Genomic DNA, 17,967 nt, shown 5'->3' with positions numbered 1-17,967 from the left:
CTTGTGTCACTTGTTCGGCCAAGGTCGCCCTCGAATACTTACCGCTAAATTTCAGACTTCTGCCGGTTCCATGTAGTTAGCGGAGCCGAGCACGAAATCACGCGGTGCAATCTGCACGGGGCATCCACGTATGATCGAATTCAAGTACCGCCCCGACGTCGATGGTCTGCGTGCGGTTGCTGTCGTCTTGGTCCTGCTGTTTCATGCCGGACTTGGTTTCAAAGGCGGCTTCATTGGCGTCGACGTGTTCTTCGTCATCTCCGGATTTTTGATCACGGGATTGATTCTAAAAGAACAGAACAACGGAGATTTTAGCCTCGGCCGATTCTGGGTTCGACGAATCCGGCGGATCTTGCCTGCAGCGACCGCAATGGTTGTGCTCGTCTTGATCGCAGGCTTTTTCGTGATGGTTCCGCTTGACTACACTGATTTGGGAAAGTCGACGATCGCACAGCAGTTGATGCTTTCCAATGTGTTCTTCTGGCGAAACACCGGCTACTTCGATGGGCCATCTGACTTGAAGCCACTGCTGCACACGTGGTCTTTGGCCGTCGAAGAACAGTTCTATCTGGGATACCCACTGCTGCTGATTTGGCTCGCTCGCTTCAAACGACAGGTATCCGTTGCAGTCCTTTCGACTCTCTTTTTAGGCTCGCTTGTCTTGAGCGAGTATGGCGTTCACAAGTTTCCTTCGGGTGCATTTTTCCTGTTGCCGACCCGCGCGTGGGAAATGCTCGCTGGAGCGTTAATCTGCTTCCTACCGAAACCAAATCGTGTGCCTGACATTGCCGTTTCGGCAGTCAGCGGAGCCGCATTGTCGATGATCGTTTTGACGGGATGGCATTACGATGCGACAACTCCATTTCCCGGTTTGTCTGCGATGCTGCCGTGCCTGTGTACCGCGGCGCTGATTTACATCAATTCTGCAAAGCTATCTCGTCCGGCAAAGCTTCTAGCCACAAAGCCAGTCGTGTTTGTCGGCCTGATCAGCTACTCGCTTTACCTTTGGCACTGGCCCATCCTCGCATTCGTTCGATACACCAACAATGAAACGTTAACGCCGACGATGGGAATCGTCGCTATAGTCGCTAGCTTTTCCGCGGGCTATCTATCGTGGCGGTACATCGAAACGCCCTTTCGTAAAAAGCAACTGCTGGTTCGATTGCCTAGACTATTTGCAGCTACGGCAATTTCAGTGTCGGTATGTTTGCTTGCCGGTGGAACGATCTATCTCTCCCAAGGCTTCCCACAACTTCGCTATGGCGATCAATACACACAGCTGATCAAGTCCATGGACGAAAAAGCGTTTCGCCACCACTTGTCCGTTGACGATATCGAACAACAAAGGTTACCCAAGTTCGGAGATCAGTCCGTTGCTCCGAGTGTCTTGGTGTGGGGCGATTCACATGCGATGGCAGTCATGCCGGCGATCGATCAAGTTTGCAACGAACTGGGGCTATGTGGAGTTCAAAGCACTACTGGAGGCACATTGCCTTTGGTCGAATTTGATGGATCAAACTCCTCGCCTCAATTCGCAGATTTTGCCGAGCGAACGATCGAGTATTGCAAAGACAGTGAAATCGAAGTTGCGATCCTTGCCGGATACTGGATTCGAGACGCGAGCCATCCGAAGTTTGAATCCAGCCTACGGGAAACGATCGATGAGCTTCGCGATTTGGGAATTCACGTCATCCTGCTTCGTGACGTCCCCGATCAACTGTGCAATCCGCGTCAAGCGATCAACGTGGCTCTCAAAGAGGACGATGGCATCGAAAAGCTTGGCGTCCTTCTTCAGGATCATCGCGTCTATCAACAAAAAGCGGATCACGTGTTGCAACGCATGGCCGCAGACGAAGTCACGGTACTGGACCCCGCGCCACACCTTGTTGATGACTCCGATCGTTGCCGAATCGTCTTTGGTGATAAATGCATGTACTGGGACAACGACCACCTGACCGTCTCGGGCGCACTGCGATTGACTGGCATGTTCCGGCACGCGTTCGAAGATACTGACGACAAAATTTGACGAGCCTGTCAGGAACGTAGAAACTATTTCGGTGGCTGACGTTCAGCCCGCTTCGCCGCAGGGCTGATCCCCAAGCCCTGTCCCGCCACCGATTAGAGTTTTCGCATGAACCCGTCGCCCCGGACGCTGCCGCTTCACAGCCTTCTATTTATCACAATCGCGACATCGGCGATCACCGCCTTTGTGATGCCTTCCACGCGAGCCAGTGCGGACTCGCAATCAAGGCCCAACATATTGCTAATCCTGGCGGACGACCTGGGCTATTCAGACCTCGGCTGCTACGGCAGCGAAATCCAGACGCCGAATATTGACTCTCTGGCGCAACAAGGCGTTCGATTCACTCAGTTCTACAACACCGGCCGCTGCTGGCCGACGCGTGGATCATTGATGACCGGGTTTTATGCGCAGCAGATTCGGCGAGACTACCTGCCTGGGGTTACCAGCGGTGGCAAAGGCACTCGTCCTGACTGGGCACAACTGTTGCCAACGATGCTTGCGCCATACGGATACAAGTCCTATCACACCGGTAAATGGCATATCGACGGTGCGCCACTAGACAACGGCTTTGATAAATCATCGCTGAATCAAGTGGGCCGATACTTCAGCCCACTGCCTGGGAAATCCGGGCGAAACGGGGAACCGCTGCAGTTTCGTGATGATTTCTACCTTACCAATGCGATGGCGGACGATGCGATCGCCAACCTTCGGGAACACGATCAAGAAAACCCCGATCAACCCTTTTTCCAATACTTGGCGTTTACAGCACCACACTTTCCGCTTCACGCACTGCCAGAAGACATCGCGGTCTATTCGGAAACCTACAAAGTCGGCTGGGACGTGATTCGCAATCAACGGTTCGAGAGGCTGAAGTCTCTTGGACTGATTGACACAAGTGCCGCTGGTCGCCCATCAGCCGTCGAACGACAACTCGGTCCTCCCTACCACTTCCCTGATGCGTTCGAAATCCTAGGTGATGGTGAAGTCAACAAACCTATCGCGTGGGAAAAGCTGACAGCGGCACAAAAGGAGTTCCAAGCGACAAAAATGTCGATCCATGCGGCGATGATCCATCGCATGGACATCGAAATCGGACGTGTGCTGCAACAGGTTCGCGCTATGGACCAGTGGGAAAACACAATCGTCTTGTTCCTTTCCGACAACGGCGCCAGTGCCGAGATCATGGTTCGTGGTGACGGACATGATCCCAACGCTTCACCAGGATCGGGACACAGCTACCTATGCTTGGGGCCAGGTTGGTCCACAGCATGCAACACTCCATTTCGCAGACATAAAACGTGGACGCACGAAGGCGGGATATCGACGCCATTCGTTGTCTCTTGGCCAGCGCGGCTCGCCCAACACGGTGGCCAGGTTCGAACGAGTGTTCAACACGTAATCGATGTTGTGCCAACTCTATTGGAGATTGCCACGCACGCAATTTCAGACGAACCTTTGCATGAAAACCAAGCCACAAACCTAAACATCCCACCATTCCCCGGAGAAAGCTTTGCCAGTCAACTTGGGACGGGTACAGAGCAATCCGAGGAATCGCGAACGCTGTGGTGGTACCACGATGCTCACCGTGCGATTCGCGTCGGCAATTGGAAAGCCGTTTCGCCCAAAGACGAGCCTTGGGAATTGTATGACTTGTCAAATGACCGTATTGAACAGACGGACCTCGCCATCGTTCACTCGGACAAGCTTGATGAACTACGGTCTACATGGGAAACGATGACCGCCGAAATGCAGCAGCTTGCAACACGAGACTTGACTGCGCAGCAACTCAATAAAAGCAAGGACGCGAAACACACGAGCGATAAAATGCTCGAAGCTCAGGCAGCAGCACATCCCCGTCGGACACAGCAAATCCTCGGCGGGCAAGTTCTGCGAATCGCTGATCGACATGCGTTTCTTATCACTCCATCGCAGCACGACGAAAGCTCCTCGAACAAGCCTTGGGTCTTCTACGCCCCAACTCTCAGCCGATATCCCGATACGAATGAATCGTGGATGTTCCAGCGGCTACTCGATGCCGGGGTCTCGATCGCAGGAATCGATGTCGGTGAGGCTCACGGCAGCCCACAAAGTGAAAGACCGTTCGATGAATTTTATGAGGACATGGTCCGCCGCGGTTACAGTCCTAAACCGGCGTTACTTGGCCGATCGCGAGGCGGGCTGCACGTTTGCAGATTCGCCATCGAACACCCTGACCGCGTTTCGGCAATCGGTGGCATTTACCCTGTGTTCGACTACACAACCTATCCGGGCGTCGAACGAGCCGCCTCGGCCTATGGGGTCACGGCAGCTGAACTGTCCGAGCAACAAACGAAATACAATCCGATCAAGCAGGCCCAAAAGCTGGCTAAAGCGAAGATCCCGGTCTTCTTAGTTCACGGGACACAGGACTCTGTTGTTCCGATCGAACAGAATAGCGAAGCACTATTAGAGGCCTATGCGAAGTCAGGAAATGCGGATTACATCACGCTCAAGCGAATCGAAGGACAAGGTCATAACCTGTATCCCGGCTTCTTTCGCGATGATGAACTCACCCAATTCTTGATCGATGGGGCCAAAGGACAATTGGAATCGGACAAATAAAAATCGTGATTCCATCGATAGATCACCTACCGACAAAATCACGATCTGATTGTTTTGAAAGCTGCTCGCTGTAAATCTTTCTGCAACTGATTGAGTCCCAAATTTGCTACTCAATCAGTTGATTTGTCCTCACACGACTATTCAATCGTCAAGCAAGCGCCTTCTTCGGTGCTGCGAACGTAGATCTTTCCGTTGCTATAGGCAGGTGTCGACCAACATTTGCCTTTGAGTGCATCCAGGCGAGCCAACTCTTGGTAACCATCGGTCGTCGCGTTGACGATTGCGACTTCACCGGCGTCCGAAAGGACCACCAACTTGTCACCAACAAGGATGCAGTTCCCAGGGCCAAACCCACTTTCTGACCACACGATTTCGCCTGTCTTTAGGTTCACGCAATTGAGCGGTGCACGACCATATTTCTTGAACTCAAAGATGCCGTACAGGTGCCCGTTGTAAACCACAGGCGTACTCCAGTGATTCATCAATTCGTTTGGCTTAAACCAAATCTCGTTAACTTTCTTGTTGTCGACGATCTCGAATAGACCGGCACCGACCGAATAGCCAGCGGAACAATAAACGAGGTTGCCGTCGACAATAGGTGAGGCAGCCGTCGAAACGGAAAACGGGAATTTCGTTCGCCACAATTCCTGTCCGGTTGCGGCATCAACAGAAACCAATCCCGATTGAACAAAATTGATCATCTGTTTTGTTCCATCGATAGAAGTCAGTACCGGTGTTGCGTGCGTGATCGTTTCACTGCCACTTTTCCAAGCCAGCTCACCAGTTGACTTTTCAAATGCCAAGAACGCCTGCCCCGATCCGCCACCGCTGACGTAGACCAGCTTCTCATCAACAAGCGGACTTGTCGCATTCATCCACTTGATGTTTTCACCGCCAAACTCGGTCGCCACGTTGTGCTTCCATTCGGGTTGGCCGGTTTTGGCATCGACACAGTGCAGAACCAAATTGGAATCGTAAACAAAGACGCTTCCGGCACTGGCCGTCGGTGTCGACCTTGGTCCGTCACCGCCTCGGTTGTCTCTTGCACCGGCATTGCCACCGTCGTGTCCGTAGTCGTTTGACCCCATCGGATATGACCATGCTTTATTGCCGTTGTCTGCGTTCAACGCGAGCAGGACCTCGCTGTTGCCCTCGGCGATGATTGTGAAAGCCAACCCGTCAGCGACTGCGAACGAGCTGAAACCGAGAGGAGTCTCGGTCACCCATTGGACATTCAACTTGGCGTCAGACTTTTGTGTGATGGATTCCGCAATCTTCCCATCGCCATTGGGGCCACGGTATTGCGGCCAATCGGCCGCTCGTAGACTGGTCGCTTGAGTGCTGGAAATGCAACTGGCAAGAGCAACAACGGCTGCAGCAGCTTTGATTCGTTTCATCTTGTTCTTTATGTCGAGGCGGGACAGGTGGGATCAAACCAATGGTAGGTTCTCATAGGATACCCGCACGGGATCCTTTTTGGCGATGTCCCTCGCAGACTGAAATCGCATTGAAATGTGATGCGTCGGATAGCGCAGGTGATCAGTGTTGCCCAAAAAGAAAGCCTCGCAATGATTGCGAGGCTTTGCAGTTTTTCGATTATTGACGCGACATCGATTATGACATCGGAGCAGCAGCTTCGTTCATTGCGTCTTCGTCGATCAATTCCATTGGCAATGGCTTGACTTCCAATCCGGCTGCGGAGCAGATTCCGTCGATCGCTTGTTGGGCTTGTGTGACGGTGTTCTCGCGGGTTTGCCCTTTGTATCGTGAAGGCGATGCCGATGGCGAGATTGGGCCTTCGAAACCCGCAGCAGCCAATTGCTTGACAACGTTGGTGTGGTTCAGCGAGCCTTCGAGTTCAGGAAGGACGCAGTCCTTGCGAGTCGCTTTGCTGACGTCTGCGTCGTCTGCAACCGAACCGAGGCGAACTGCAACGATTTTGTCACCTGCCAATTCGCTCAGTTGGTCCATCGCACCGCCACCGATGACCCAATCCCAGGTGTCGACGATGAATCCGACGGAATCGCTGCCAACGGCGTTGATGAACGCGATTAGGCCTTCGACGTTGCGGATGAAATCGAATTGCTTTGGATTGGCCAATTCCTTGGTTGCGTCGAAACCGACACCCAACTTGATGTTGCGTGATGCCAGAACTTCAGCGATTTGGCTGATTCGGCCACGTTGCAATTCAAAGTACTCGTGGTACGGCATGCGGTCGGTCGAGGATGGCAAATTGATGTAAGCGCGGGTCACGCCCAAGCTTTCTGCCAATTCGGACAATGGGTGCAGTGTTCCGAGTTGGCTGGTGAACGCGCCGTCTTCGGCGTCCAGGTCAACTTCCAGCTGGAAGCCACCGATTTGCTCCAGTCGGCCGGTGCCTTCGCCAAGAGCCGCACGAACGAACTTGGTCGCGTCTTCGGCGGTCGAACGCTGGGCGCGTCGCAGCATTTCGTACATGTCGACGTCCATCGACGAAAAACCGTACGTCAGGGCCAGTTCGATAAGCTCACTCTGGCGACCATTGATGCCGAGTGCTTTTGGCGAGAAATTCTTTAGCATTCCAGTTCCTGCTTTCTGATTCGCTTGCGGCTCCGCTCTTCCGCGTTGACTCCAATTTACAGCCGCAATGCCAAACGTCTGACGCGAGATGATTCCAGAATCCGGCGTAGCGGACGCATGACGCGTCTCGACTATCCAAGCCGATCCTGGCCGCGGCCAGTTTGTCGTAGCGGTTGGGTCAAAGAGCGGTTGTAGCGAATCCTGGGGGGAAAGGTGGTAAATGTGTTGTCCGTGGAAGTCGCACAGTATCGCAGAAAAAACACATTTAAGAAAAGGGGCGTTTCGTGCGGGAATTTTGGGCGTTGTCCGCGGCATTGCCCCCACTTGAGGCGAACAGCTGTTCAACTTGGGCTGACAGGTGGGTACAATAGTGTGTGTCCCACCCAAAGCAGTCGCGACTGACCATCCCACCTCCCCCGCAACTGCCCGCCATCTTTTTATCCGTTCATCTAGTGCTTCGTTCCATTTGAAAAAACGGGTTCAGGTCATCAGCCGACGGGCATTAGCCCCGGTTATTGCACTGAAACCGTGGCTGACGCCATACGGCTAATCCTAAAATCGAGTTGGAACGAAGCAGTATTAGCAGACCGAACAATCCTTTTGTTCGTTGCTACCGGGGTAAAAAGATGTCACCCCAAAATCGATTTCGCTTTACGGCACCCAGCTATCTGGCGAGATGGATCCCACCCCATGAAAAACGAAAACTTCACCAACCCGATGAAATCGCTGACACACTTGGCGGCGATTTTCCTAGCTTGCTGCGTCTGTCTATTTGGAAACGTTCCAGCCGCACCGGCCCAGGAAAATTCCGAAGCAGTCACGGCTGACAATAAATCCGTTGATGAAGCTGCCAAAGCTGACGAAACGGTGCTACAGCGCGGCGAACGCCTGTACGCAGAACAGTGTCTGTCATGCCACGGAGAAAATGGCAAAGGTCAAACAGAGGGGTATACCGATCCGCTTATCGGTGACGCTTCGATCGGCCAACTGGCAGAAATCATCGCGGAAACGATGCCAGAGGAAGATCCGGACCTGTGCGTTGGCGACGATGCAAAAGCGGTTGCCGAGTATGTGCATCAGTCGTTTTATTCCGAGGCGGCCCAACTGCGCAACCGTCCCGCTCAAGTCGCGTTTTCTCGACTAACGGGCCGCCAGCTACAGCAAAGTCTCGCCGATCTGTACACGCATTTTTACTCGTCACCATGGTTCGAGAAAAAACAAGGGCTTAGCGGATCGTATTTCGACAGCAATCGCTGGGACAGCAAGAAGCTGAAAGTCGAACGGACTGATAAAACCGTGGACTTCAGCTTCGGCCACGAAGCACCCGTGGAGGGCGTCGCTGCGGAAGAGTTTTACATCCACTGGAGCGGCTCACTTAACGTCGAGCACACCGGGCGGTACGAAATCGTCGTTCATTCGACCTGTTCGATGAAGCTTCACCTTGGCCACCAAGACGAAGTTCTAATCGACAACCACGTCCAATCCGAAGGCAAGACAGAGTTTCGCGAAACGCTTAACTTGCTAGGCGGCCGTCAGTACCCAATTTCCATTGATTTCACCCAGCGCAAACGTAAAACGGAACAACCGCCCGCAGAGCTTTCACTCCGCTGGATTCCCCCGGGAGGCGTCGAGCACGTCATTCCGGCTGAAAATCTATATCCCGGTGTATTCCCCAGTAGCTTCGCACTGCAAACCAAACTGCCGCCAGACGATCGCAGCTATGGGTACGAACGTGGAACCCGCGTCGACCGTGGGTGGGAGGACGCCGTCACTAAAGCTGCCTTCGAATTCGGGAACGTTGCAGCCAAGCGGCTCTGGCCACACTACCGTCGCCAACACCGAGACGATTCTGACGAAAACCGGGGCCGACTACGTGGATTCCTGACCGAACTGGCCTCGGTCGCGTTCCAAGGTGAACTCGATGAAGAGTCCAAAAAGCTGTACGTCGACGATCAGCTCGCGGCCGCAGAAGACGACCACATGGCGATTTTGCGATCGTGTTTGTTGATCATCAAGTCGCCAAGGTTTCTGTATCCGAGCGCAAATGGAAACCGATCGCGTGACATGAAAGTTGCCTCGCGTTTGGCAATGACGCTTTACGATTCCATCCCCGCCGACCGCTGGTTACTGGATCAAGCGAAGAAGGGCGAACTGAAGCTCGATGCTGAGGGCGTGGAAGGACGCATCCGTCAGACCGCCAGCCGAATGGTTCGCGATCCAAGGCTTCGTGGCAAAGTCATCGCGATGTTCTTTGACTGGCTGGACGTCGATCCGACGGCGGAGATCAACAAAGATGAGTCTCAATTCGCGGGATTCGACCAAGCCATGGCGATGCAACTTCGCCGCTCGCTTGAACAGCAACTCTCCGATGTTTTCTGGTCCGATGCGAGCGACTATCGCCAACTGTTTCTACGCGATTGGAACTACACCAACGAGAAACTGGCTAGTTTCTACGGTGAAACGTTCCAGCCCGAAGGCGAAACCAATGGCGACGAAATGGTTCGAAGCCGACCGGATCCGGAACGTACCTTTGGCGTTCTGACCCATCCGATGATCACGAGTCATCTGAGCTACTTTGACACCACATCCCCAATCCATCGCGGCGTGTTTTTGATCCGCCGAGTTTTAGGACGAACCTTGCGCCCGCCAAACGAGGCGTTCACGCCGCTGGATCCCGATCTGCACCCTGACCTAACCACTCGGCAACGGGTCGAATTGCAAACCGGAGAACAATCCTGCCAGGTATGTCATCAAAAGATTAACGCACTCGGGTTTTCACTAGAAAACTACGACGCCGTCGGCCGCTTTCGAGCAATGGAAAAGGGGAAACCGATCAATGCCGCTGGCAGCTACGTTACGCGGACCGATCAGACCGTTCCCTTCGAATCGGCGGGCGATTTGGCTAGATTTTTAGCCGAGAACGACGATGCACACAGGGCCTTTGTCGAGCGGGTATTCGAATACTTTGTCAAGCAACCGATCGCGGCGTTTGGCCCCGGCACACATGACAAACTGACCAATCAATTTCGTGAATCACAATTCAACATGCGTGAATTGATCGTTGAAATCGCGGTGCTAGTCGCGATGGATGAACTCAATGAGGAGCTGACACATGAAGCGACGTGAATTTATTTCCAAACTGGGAATCAGCGCGGCGGCGGCTAATTTTCTGCTTGGCCTTCCCAGCTTGGGCTACGCTTCGTCGACGTCACCCCGACGTAAACGACTGGTGTTTGTCTTCAGCCCCAACGGTGTGATTCCAAAACACTTTTGGCCAGACAATCCGGGCAAGGACTTCGACTTTAAACGCATCCTCGCACCGCTTAGCGAATTCAAAGATCAGATGCTGACGATGAAAGGCATCTGCAACCGGATCAACGGCGACGGCGATGGACACATGCGTGGCATCGGATGTCTGCTGACCGGTATCGAGCTTTTCCCCGGAGACATCCAAGGCGGCAGCGACACACCGGCCGGTTGGTCCATGGGTATCTCCGTCGACCAGCATGTAAAAAACCGGTTGCAAGCCGACGAAGCGACCCGGACTCGGTTCGGTTCGCTGGAATTTGGCGTCATGGTCCCAGATCGCGCCGACACCTGGACTCGCATGTCTTACGCAGGCCCCAACCGGCCTGTCGCACCGATCAGCGATCCCTACCAGATGTTTGACAAACTTTACGGACAAACAAAGAACCGCCAAATATTGGCAAGCGTGCTCGATGACCTCGCCGGTGATTTCAAGAAGGTCGGCCATTCGCTAAGCGCCGAAGACCGGCACCTGCTGGATCTACACCTTGGTCTGGTTCGAGACGTCGAAAAAGACCTGCAAACCGAATTCGCTGCGGCAACCAAGAACGACTCGGCATCACATGCCGTTCCGCAACTACCGGCGAATATCGAAGAGCAAAATAACAACATGCCCGAAATCACGAAGATGCAAACCGAAATGCTGGTCAACAGCTTCGTTGCCGACTTCGCGCGTGTTGCCAGCTTCCAGATCACCAATAGCGTGGGACAACCACGGATGAAGTGGCTTGGAATCGATGAAGGTCACCACGGCCTGTCGCACGAACCGGACAGCAACGAAGACGCTTACGAAAAGCTGATCCAGATCAACACGTGGTATGCCGAGCAGGTTGCTCACATGGCCAGACGGATGAAAGAAACGCCTGACCCGTCGGGACATGGTAGCTTGCTGGACAATACGACGATCGTTTGGACAAACGAGCTAGGCAAAGGCAACTCGCACACACGCGATAACATCCCGTTCGTGATGGTTGGCGGTGGACTCGATTTCCGATTCGGCGAGGCCTACGACTTCGGCCACGTCCCACACAACCGCCTGCTGCTGAGCATCTTGGAAGGAATGGGAATGCCCGAGAAAACGTTTGGCAATCCAGACTTCTGTGCCGACGGTGCTCTCACGGGACTTATCTAACAGGATGTCGATTTTCGAATGTCGCCCGTCATAGTGCTTCGTTCCATATGAAAATACGGGTTCGGATCATCAGCCGACGGGCGTTAGCCCCGGTTATTGCACTGAAACCGTGGCTAACGCCATACGGCTAATCCTAAAATCGAGCGGGTTCGGGGCATCAGCCGACGAGCGTTAGCTCCGGTTATTGGACTCAAACCGTGTTTAACGCCTTAGGGCTAATCCTAAAATCGAGTTGCAACGAAGCACTAGGGACCTCAATCGGCGGCGCTACATTCTTTCTACTGCACCAGCGGTTTCGATATCGCCTTGGCCTACAGAATCTGTTGCAAGATCAAGACATCGAGTGGACGGCCGAACTTGAAACCGACTTCGCGCATCGTTCCGCAGTGCTCGAACCCTAATTTTTTACAGACGTGTTGGGACGCGGCGCTTTCAGAGACGACCAACGCAAGCAAGACGTGAAAGTCCCCAGCTCGTCCTGCCTCGATAAGACGCGTCATCAAGGCTCGTCCCATTCCACGACCATGGAAATCTTTGTCGACGTAGAACGACGTTTCCGCTGTGCGATCGTACGCTTTGCGATCGGACCACCGGGTTAAGGCAGCCCAGGCAACGACTCGGCCATCGATTTCGGCGACGAAGACCGGATGTCGCTCATCATGATTACCCAGCCACGCCTTTCGCTCCTCGAGCGTCTTGGGCTCGGTATCGAATGTCGCTGTCGTGTTCAGGATCGACTGGTTGTAGATATCCGCTATCGCCGCAGCGTCATCGATCGTGGCATGGCGGATCTTGAAATCGGTCATCGGATTGCCCAATAAAAAAGCCCTGGCCGAAACCAGGGCTGAATGTTTCTCTAGGTTTGGGAAAACAGCTGGTTAGCCATCCCATCGGCTCCGGAAAGATTCTTGCGATTGATCGTCAATCCGGCAAGTCACACTATCGAGCGTCGTTCCACCACCAAGCGTCCGACTTTGCCGAAACCAATTCGCTGGCAAGCTTGTCATCAACTTTTTGGTCATGAACAACTTGGAAAGCGTCAACCGAAACACCACCCGAAGCGGTCACGATCCATCCGCTGCGGCCTTTCACAAAGCTGCATTCTGGAGCGATCTTTTCTGGAGCATCGAAAGCTTGTGGAGCCAAAGCGTCTTGATCACGCAGCACGGTGAGGTCCAAACCGGCGTTCTGTTCCAGTTGCTCTTGAATGATCAAAGTCGAAACGACAGTCAGGTCCATCAGGTTCTGCAGATCGCCGAAGATTGGCATTTCTGACGCCAATTGCGTGAAGTGCTCCGTCATCGAATCGGCCCATTGTTGAGCCAACTTGTCGCTCGCTTCGGAAGTTGTCGATCCGTCAGCCGCGACGACGTCTTGCTCGGTCATGGTCTTGATGCCCTGACCGGTCAATTTCCATACGGTGCCTTCTTGGTTTCGAGTCAGGCTGTCGTAGTTGCACGCCATCCACCAACGAGGGTTACGATTGCTGGCGTGTGAACCGTTGCGGGCCATTTGCAGGTAGCTTGGCAATTCACGCACGGGCGAGTCGACCAACGCCATGGCCAATCGCTTCATCTGGTAATCCGCCGCGACCATGGTGCACGCATAACGGCTGGTCGAAGGGATGCCGGTCAACTTGATGACCTGTGGACCCAAAGCCTCTTTCATTGCGGCTTCGTAAACTTTGGGGCTTTGGCCGGGACGCAACTTGATGCGGCGCTGCAGAGCCATGAACCGTTGACGGCCTTCGGGAGTCGATTCGATCGAGCAGCTGATGCTGGTTGGGCGAGCGTTTTCGACATTTCGCAGTGCGACGACCAAGTCTTCCAAGTGAAGAATTGCGGCTCCGGTTTTGGTTCCGACAATGCTTCCGGTCTCAGAAATCGTCCAAGGCTCTGAAGGCCCTGCGACGACGATGTCGTTGTTCTCTTTGTCGACAAAGACGTAGTCGATTCCGGTCAAACCGGCCATGTAGCGGATTTCGGCTGGCAATCTGCCGCCTGACTTACGAACCTCTTGAATCGCTTTTTGCAAGCCAGCCAGCGAGACCATGCGACGGTCAGCGGCTTCATTGAGGTCACCTTGCGGCGCGTTGACCTCGTTTCGCAGCAAATTGACCAGTTCTTGGTTCTCTTCGACGGTCGCCGTACGAACCACACCGGCTGGATCGATCGAAACACCACCGACCCGGTTACCGCCTCCACCCTGGAATCCTGCCGTTGTCAGCGAAGCGACCATGACCAGGCAGGTCATTGCGACTGCAATCATCAGTCGAGCTTGGCTAAGTTTCATCGAATAAATACTCCGAGAAGGAAATCGGTTGAGGCCGCTAATCCAGACTGCAAACCGGTCTTGGGGCGGCAGAAAAGTCACGAGTGGAGGCGGAAGTTAGTTGCCTTAGAGAATAATTACCACGGAAATTGGTGGCAAGCTCGACCATCCTGAGGATCGTCAGTTTGATTCACTGAGGTTCCTTTCGGTCCGGTCGCTCCAACGCGGTTCGGCAAGAGTTCTCGCTAGGCAGCATTCATTATCCAGAAAAACCCTTCCCCAGGAGGGCTAAACAGTCCACAACCGAGAAACTCTCGCTCAAATTGATCCGGATTCTCAGGCTGGCAGCCGCCAGCAGAATGCACGCCGTCACTTGTGCATTCCCCGCCAGGGCAGCCAGCTTGCGGCGGGACGATCAATGAGGCGATATACTGCACGTTCGGTCGATCGGGTTGATGTGAACGAATGCACGGACGATGACGTGTGGCCACGATGTGTGGCAAGTTGGCAATTGGCCCGGTGCGGTGAAAACCCCCTTCATCGGTAGGATCGTGACGGATCAGCGTTAACGGATGCCCATTAACTTTTCGCCAAGCGATTGCCGTTGATCGTCCCCGATTCGATGGCCGAAACAGACAGCGAACCAGCTTCGGACTTGAAGTCAGTACGGGATAAAAAGCCAGAACGGGATAGAAAGATTGAGTGACAGTAGCTTGACCATCTCTAACAGCCCTGGGGGGACCAGCAACGCCTCCCAACCAAAGCAAAACGGGCATCCCAGTAGATCTGACCTGCCTCTTCCCAAGCAGCCTGTCACCGGGATTGATGGTGCCTACCTGGTCATGCATTCCGCTGGTCGATGGAGCGATGTGTTTCGGCTGTCGGCCCCAGCAGAAGTAATCATGGGGCGGGCGAGTGCCAATCAGATCTCGATTCGCAGCGAAAAAGCCAGCCGTCAGCACGCTCGAGTCTGGTCCACCACCGAAGGCTGGGCGGTCGAAGATCTTGGCAGCCGCAACGGCACCAACGTATCCGGACAACGTCTGCAGGCACCGCGATTGCTGTCCGATGGAGATCGAATCGAAATCGCCGGGTTCTCAATCCAGTTTGTCAAACAAATTCAATCTGCCGATGGCCCGGTAAAGTCGCCGATCCCCAGCGCGACCGAAGATCAATTGACGATGGCCATGGATTCCGCGTCGATCACGGAGCGTCGGTCGCAAAGCGGATACTTCAAGTCCGACTTGCTACCCGATGCCGCGGGACGCACTGATAGCGAACAGGTCACGACAACGTCGTCACTGGGCGACGATCGCGTGCGGGCGACTCTACTTCAGCTCGCCTTTGATCTCGCCAGACTCGATTCTGTCGCGCAAGCCATCGACTTGGTCCTCGACCGACTATCCGAATCGATTCGGCTTAGAAATTGTGGCGCATACATTGTCGATGCTAAATCCAAAACCGCCAATGAACCAGTTGCCGCAAAGCACTTCACACTCGTGGCCACTCGGCAACACGAAGACGCGCGAGGCACTGTCACGTATCGACGCCCGCCGGACGCAGCGATCAATGCCGTCATCGGTCAGGAAGGCCAAGCGATCCTGGCACGAAATGTCGCTGGTGATCGGACTTTGGCGAGTGAAAACAGCCAAGGAGAAATCGATGCCGTAAGCATGATTCTTGCTCCGGTTATCGACCGGGACAAAAAGCTATTGGGAATGCTGCACCTGCTGACCACCGATAGCGATGCGGTCTTCAACGGCGAGGACTTGGGCTTCGTCCTTGCGGTCGCGGAAATCCTTGCCGAATCGCTGCGCAACCTCAGCCTTCGTGGCAAGCTGGATCGATCACTCAAAAAGTCACAGCGGCAAATCCAGGCTCTCCGCGAACAACTTGGCGACAAAGTTCAGATCGTTGGAAAAAGCGACGCGGTCCGGGAAATCATCAACAAAGTCTCGCTGGTAGCTCCAACGGGCGCAACTGTGTTGGTACGAGGCGAATCCGGAGTTGGTAAAGAGCTGGTCGCTTCCGCTATCCATCACGCAAGCGGCCGATCAAGCGGTCCGCTTGTTTGTATGAACTGCGCCGCCCTTTCACCGTCATTGCTCGAAAGCGAACTATTCGGCCATGAAAAAGGAGCCTTTACCGGTGCGACCGATCGAAAGGCAGGGAAATTCGAAGCCGCCGATGGCGGGACGTTAATGCTCGACGAGATCGGTGAAATGGACTTGGATATCCAAGCCAAATTCTTGCGGGTCTTAGAGGGTCATCCCTTTGAACGGGTCGGTGGTCAACAACAGATCAAAGTCGACGTGCGTGTTGTCGCTGCAACGAATCGCGATCTTCAATCGATGGTCGCAGAAGGCAAATTTCGCCAAGACTTGTTTTACCGCCTACACGTCGTGGAAATCCTTGTACCGCCGCTTCGCGAACGCGGGAACGATATCGTGCTGTTGGCGGAACACTTCCTGGCGGGCTTCAATGAAAAGATGGGCCGAAGGATTAACTCGATTACCCCAGCGGCTCAAACGATGCTGTTGGACTATCGTTGGCCGGGCAATATCCGCGAACTGCGTAACGTAATCGAGCGTGCTGTGGTGCTTAATGCAACTGATTCCATCGACGCACAGCACTTGCTTTTGACTCCAGCGACAGTTGGCGGTGCTTCACCCGAGATCGCGATGTCTGATTCCCCGGTCGAAATCTCGCTCGCCGATTTAGAAAAGGCTCATATCGAACGAATCTTGCGGCATACCGACGGCAACAAAAGCCGTGCCGCCAGCATTCTAGGAATCGAACGCAGCACACTCGATCGCAAGCTAAAGAAATTCGCGAAGGAAGCTTAAACGGGATTTGTTGAAACCAAGCGAAGTCAACTTGGGGGCTGCAGATCCGGTGAATGCGAGAGCTGAACGTCGCCCATCGTTATTCGGATTCGGGCACTTGGTGACGCCTCAATCTAAATAGCCACGCCATTGCGAACCGAAGTCCCAGCTCGATCAAAAGGGCGGAGACCGATCCCGCAAGAAGCATCGCCACCAACTGCAGAGACTCGCTTTCGACATGCAGGAGCAGGGGAATGATTACCGCAAAATAAATCGGCGTCATCAGGTAGAACGCAGCGAATCCGCCGATGACTGATAAGAGCGGCCATCGATGAAGAACGCGAAAGAACACCAAATTTCGCAGCAGCAGGTAGGTGAATGAAACACCTAGAAACGCTGTCGGTGAATCGACGATTAGTATTCTGATGTAGTCAGTCGGTCGAAGCTGTTCCTGCGCGATCTGAGTGAGCAGAACGGCGGCGAACAGGAATGAAGCCGGGAACAACACGAAGGGTAAAAAAAGACGGACATACCATCCCACCGACGATGTTGAGCCCTTCGACGATGCTAAGTTCCCTGCTGCAACATCCGATGCTGCAGCATAGGGATTGAGATTCTCTTTCTCGCTCAAGATCGTCTCCCATTAGGCATGACAATCAGAACGCAGTGATTTCAGTGGGTGTGGTATGCCTTGAACCCAAATTCTTTGAGCCACTTTTCCCATTTGACCGCTTCTTCGTGAGACTTCACAGGCAGATCACGTTGCTTTTCGCAACGATATTTGACGTCGTAGTGACCGCTGTGTTCTTCTTTTTTGACTTCACAACCAAGTTTCTTCAGAGTTGCAGCGATCGTTTCGACTTTCTTTGTGTCATGGATGTGCTTCGCTTTCCATTCTTTGCATTGGTAATGAACCACTTCATCGGCCGTCGCCGAGTTTGCGGACATCAGACCGGCAGTCAGAGCGAGAATGAGGGCGGCGATAAAACGTTGCATGGTTAACCTGGCAGGAATCTGGCGGGTGGGACCCTATCAACTGGTGACAAGGCGACTCAATTTTTGCTGGTTTGCGTCAATTCGATACTGACACGTCACCAGTGATTCGACTTCGAACTTTGGCGTGGATACGGAAAGTGCGGCGTTTGCGTCAAGAGCCATCCCAAGGTGGTCCGACACCCAACCTCCCCACCGATTTTGGCTCCGCTTGTCAAAAACGACCGACACATCGACAATCCACCGCTGCACAAGCA

At 53.9% G+C, this 17,967-nt stretch carries 11 protein-coding genes; 5 read left to right on the top strand and 6 right to left on the bottom strand.

The window, feature by feature from the left end:
* Positions 1 to 130: 130 nt before the first annotated feature.
* Positions 131 to 2,026, top strand: a complete 1,896-nt coding sequence (locus LOC67_RS14550; protein WP_230263333.1) for an acyltransferase family protein — start codon at positions 131 to 133, stop codon at positions 2,024 to 2,026.
* Positions 2,027 to 2,131: 105 nt separating this feature from the next.
* On the top strand, positions 2,132 to 4,624 hold the full coding sequence (locus LOC67_RS14545; protein ID WP_230263332.1) for a sulfatase-like hydrolase/transferase: 2,493 nt from the start codon (positions 2,132 to 2,134) through the stop codon (positions 4,622 to 4,624).
* 137 nt (positions 4,625 to 4,761) lie between these two features.
* Here the strand turns inward: LOC67_RS14545 and LOC67_RS14540 are convergent, their stop codons facing one another.
* Both LOC67_RS14540 and LOC67_RS14535 read right to left on the bottom strand, forming a co-directional pair.
* On the bottom strand, positions 4,762 to 6,021 hold the full coding sequence (locus LOC67_RS14540; RefSeq protein ID WP_230263331.1) for a PQQ-binding-like beta-propeller repeat protein: 1,260 nt from the start codon (positions 6,019 to 6,021) through the stop codon (positions 4,762 to 4,764).
* Between the two features lie 217 nt (positions 6,022 to 6,238).
* Entirely contained in the window at positions 6,239 to 7,183 is a 945-nt protein-coding gene (locus LOC67_RS14535) for a TIM barrel protein (protein ID WP_230263330.1), read from the bottom strand.
* A gap of 690 nt (positions 7,184 to 7,873) precedes the next feature.
* Between LOC67_RS14535 and LOC67_RS14530 the strand changes: the two genes are divergently transcribed.
* On the top strand, positions 7,874 to 10,309 hold the full coding sequence (locus LOC67_RS14530) for a DUF1588 domain-containing protein (protein WP_230263329.1): 2,436 nt from the start codon (positions 7,874 to 7,876) through the stop codon (positions 10,307 to 10,309).
* On the top strand, positions 10,296 to 11,621 hold the full coding sequence (locus tag LOC67_RS14525) for a DUF1552 domain-containing protein (RefSeq protein ID WP_230263328.1): 1,326 nt from the start codon (positions 10,296 to 10,298) through the stop codon (positions 11,619 to 11,621). The genes LOC67_RS14530 and LOC67_RS14525 overlap by 14 nt, the downstream gene beginning before the upstream one ends.
* A 311-nt stretch (positions 11,622 to 11,932) precedes the next feature.
* Here the strand turns inward: LOC67_RS14525 and LOC67_RS14520 are convergent, their stop codons facing one another.
* A complete protein-coding gene (locus LOC67_RS14520; protein ID WP_230263327.1) occupies positions 11,933 to 12,427 on the bottom strand; it encodes a GNAT family N-acetyltransferase in 495 nt (164 codons plus the stop codon).
* 133 nt (positions 12,428 to 12,560) lie between these two features.
* Positions 12,561 to 13,913 (bottom strand): DUF1598 domain-containing protein, encoded by a 1,353-nt coding sequence (locus LOC67_RS14515; RefSeq protein ID WP_230263326.1) that lies wholly within the window; start codon positions 13,911 to 13,913, stop codon positions 12,561 to 12,563.
* Positions 13,914 to 14,605: 692 nt separating this feature from the next.
* Here LOC67_RS14515 and LOC67_RS14510 point away from each other — a divergent pair.
* Entirely contained in the window at positions 14,606 to 16,738 is a 2,133-nt protein-coding gene (locus LOC67_RS14510) for a sigma 54-interacting transcriptional regulator (protein ID WP_230263325.1), read from the top strand.
* A 79-nt stretch (positions 16,739 to 16,817) separates the two neighbouring features.
* On the opposite strand, the gene LOC67_RS14505 is transcribed toward LOC67_RS14510, so the two are convergent.
* Both LOC67_RS14505 and LOC67_RS14500 read right to left on the bottom strand, forming a co-directional pair.
* Positions 16,818 to 17,348, bottom strand: a complete 531-nt coding sequence (locus tag LOC67_RS14505; protein WP_230263324.1) for a hypothetical protein — start codon at positions 17,346 to 17,348, stop codon at positions 16,818 to 16,820.
* A gap of 41 nt (positions 17,349 to 17,389) precedes the next feature.
* The gene (locus LOC67_RS14500) at positions 17,390 to 17,713 is read right to left on the bottom strand and encodes a hypothetical protein (protein ID WP_230263323.1); all 324 of its coding nucleotides are present in this window, start codon (positions 17,711 to 17,713) and stop codon (positions 17,390 to 17,392) included.
* Between the last annotated feature and the right edge of the window lie 254 nt (positions 17,714 to 17,967).

The sequence above is a fragment of the Stieleria sp. JC731 genome (assembly GCF_020966635.1).
Classification (GTDB): Bacteria; Planctomycetota; Planctomycetia; order Pirellulales; family Pirellulaceae; genus Stieleria.
The sequence above is the reverse complement of the archived record's forward strand: the minus strand, read 5'-3'. Positions and strand labels throughout refer to the sequence as shown.

Coding starts and splice junctions, on each gene's coding strand:
- LOC67_RS14550 (WP_230263333.1), top strand. CDS start 131: ATGATCGAATTCAAGTACCGCCCCGACGTCGATGGTCTGCGTGCGGTT.
- LOC67_RS14545 (WP_230263332.1), top strand. CDS start 2,132: ATGAACCCGTCGCCCCGGACGCTGCCGCTTCACAGCCTTCTATTTATC.
- LOC67_RS14540 (WP_230263331.1), bottom strand. CDS start 6,021: ATGAAACGAATCAAAGCTGCTGCAGCCGTTGTTGCTCTTGCCAGTTGC.
- LOC67_RS14535 (WP_230263330.1), bottom strand. CDS start 7,183: ATGCTAAAGAATTTCTCGCCAAAAGCACTCGGCATCAATGGTCGCCAG.
- LOC67_RS14530 (WP_230263329.1), top strand. CDS start 7,874: ATGAAAAACGAAAACTTCACCAACCCGATGAAATCGCTGACACACTTG.
- LOC67_RS14525 (WP_230263328.1), top strand. CDS start 10,296: ATGAAGCGACGTGAATTTATTTCCAAACTGGGAATCAGCGCGGCGGCG.
- LOC67_RS14520 (WP_230263327.1), bottom strand. CDS start 12,427: ATGACCGATTTCAAGATCCGCCATGCCACGATCGATGACGCTGCGGCG.
- LOC67_RS14515 (WP_230263326.1), bottom strand. CDS start 13,913: ATGAAACTTAGCCAAGCTCGACTGATGATTGCAGTCGCAATGACCTGC.
- LOC67_RS14500 (WP_230263323.1), bottom strand. CDS start 17,713: ATGCAACGTTTTATCGCCGCCCTCATTCTCGCTCTGACTGCCGGTCTG.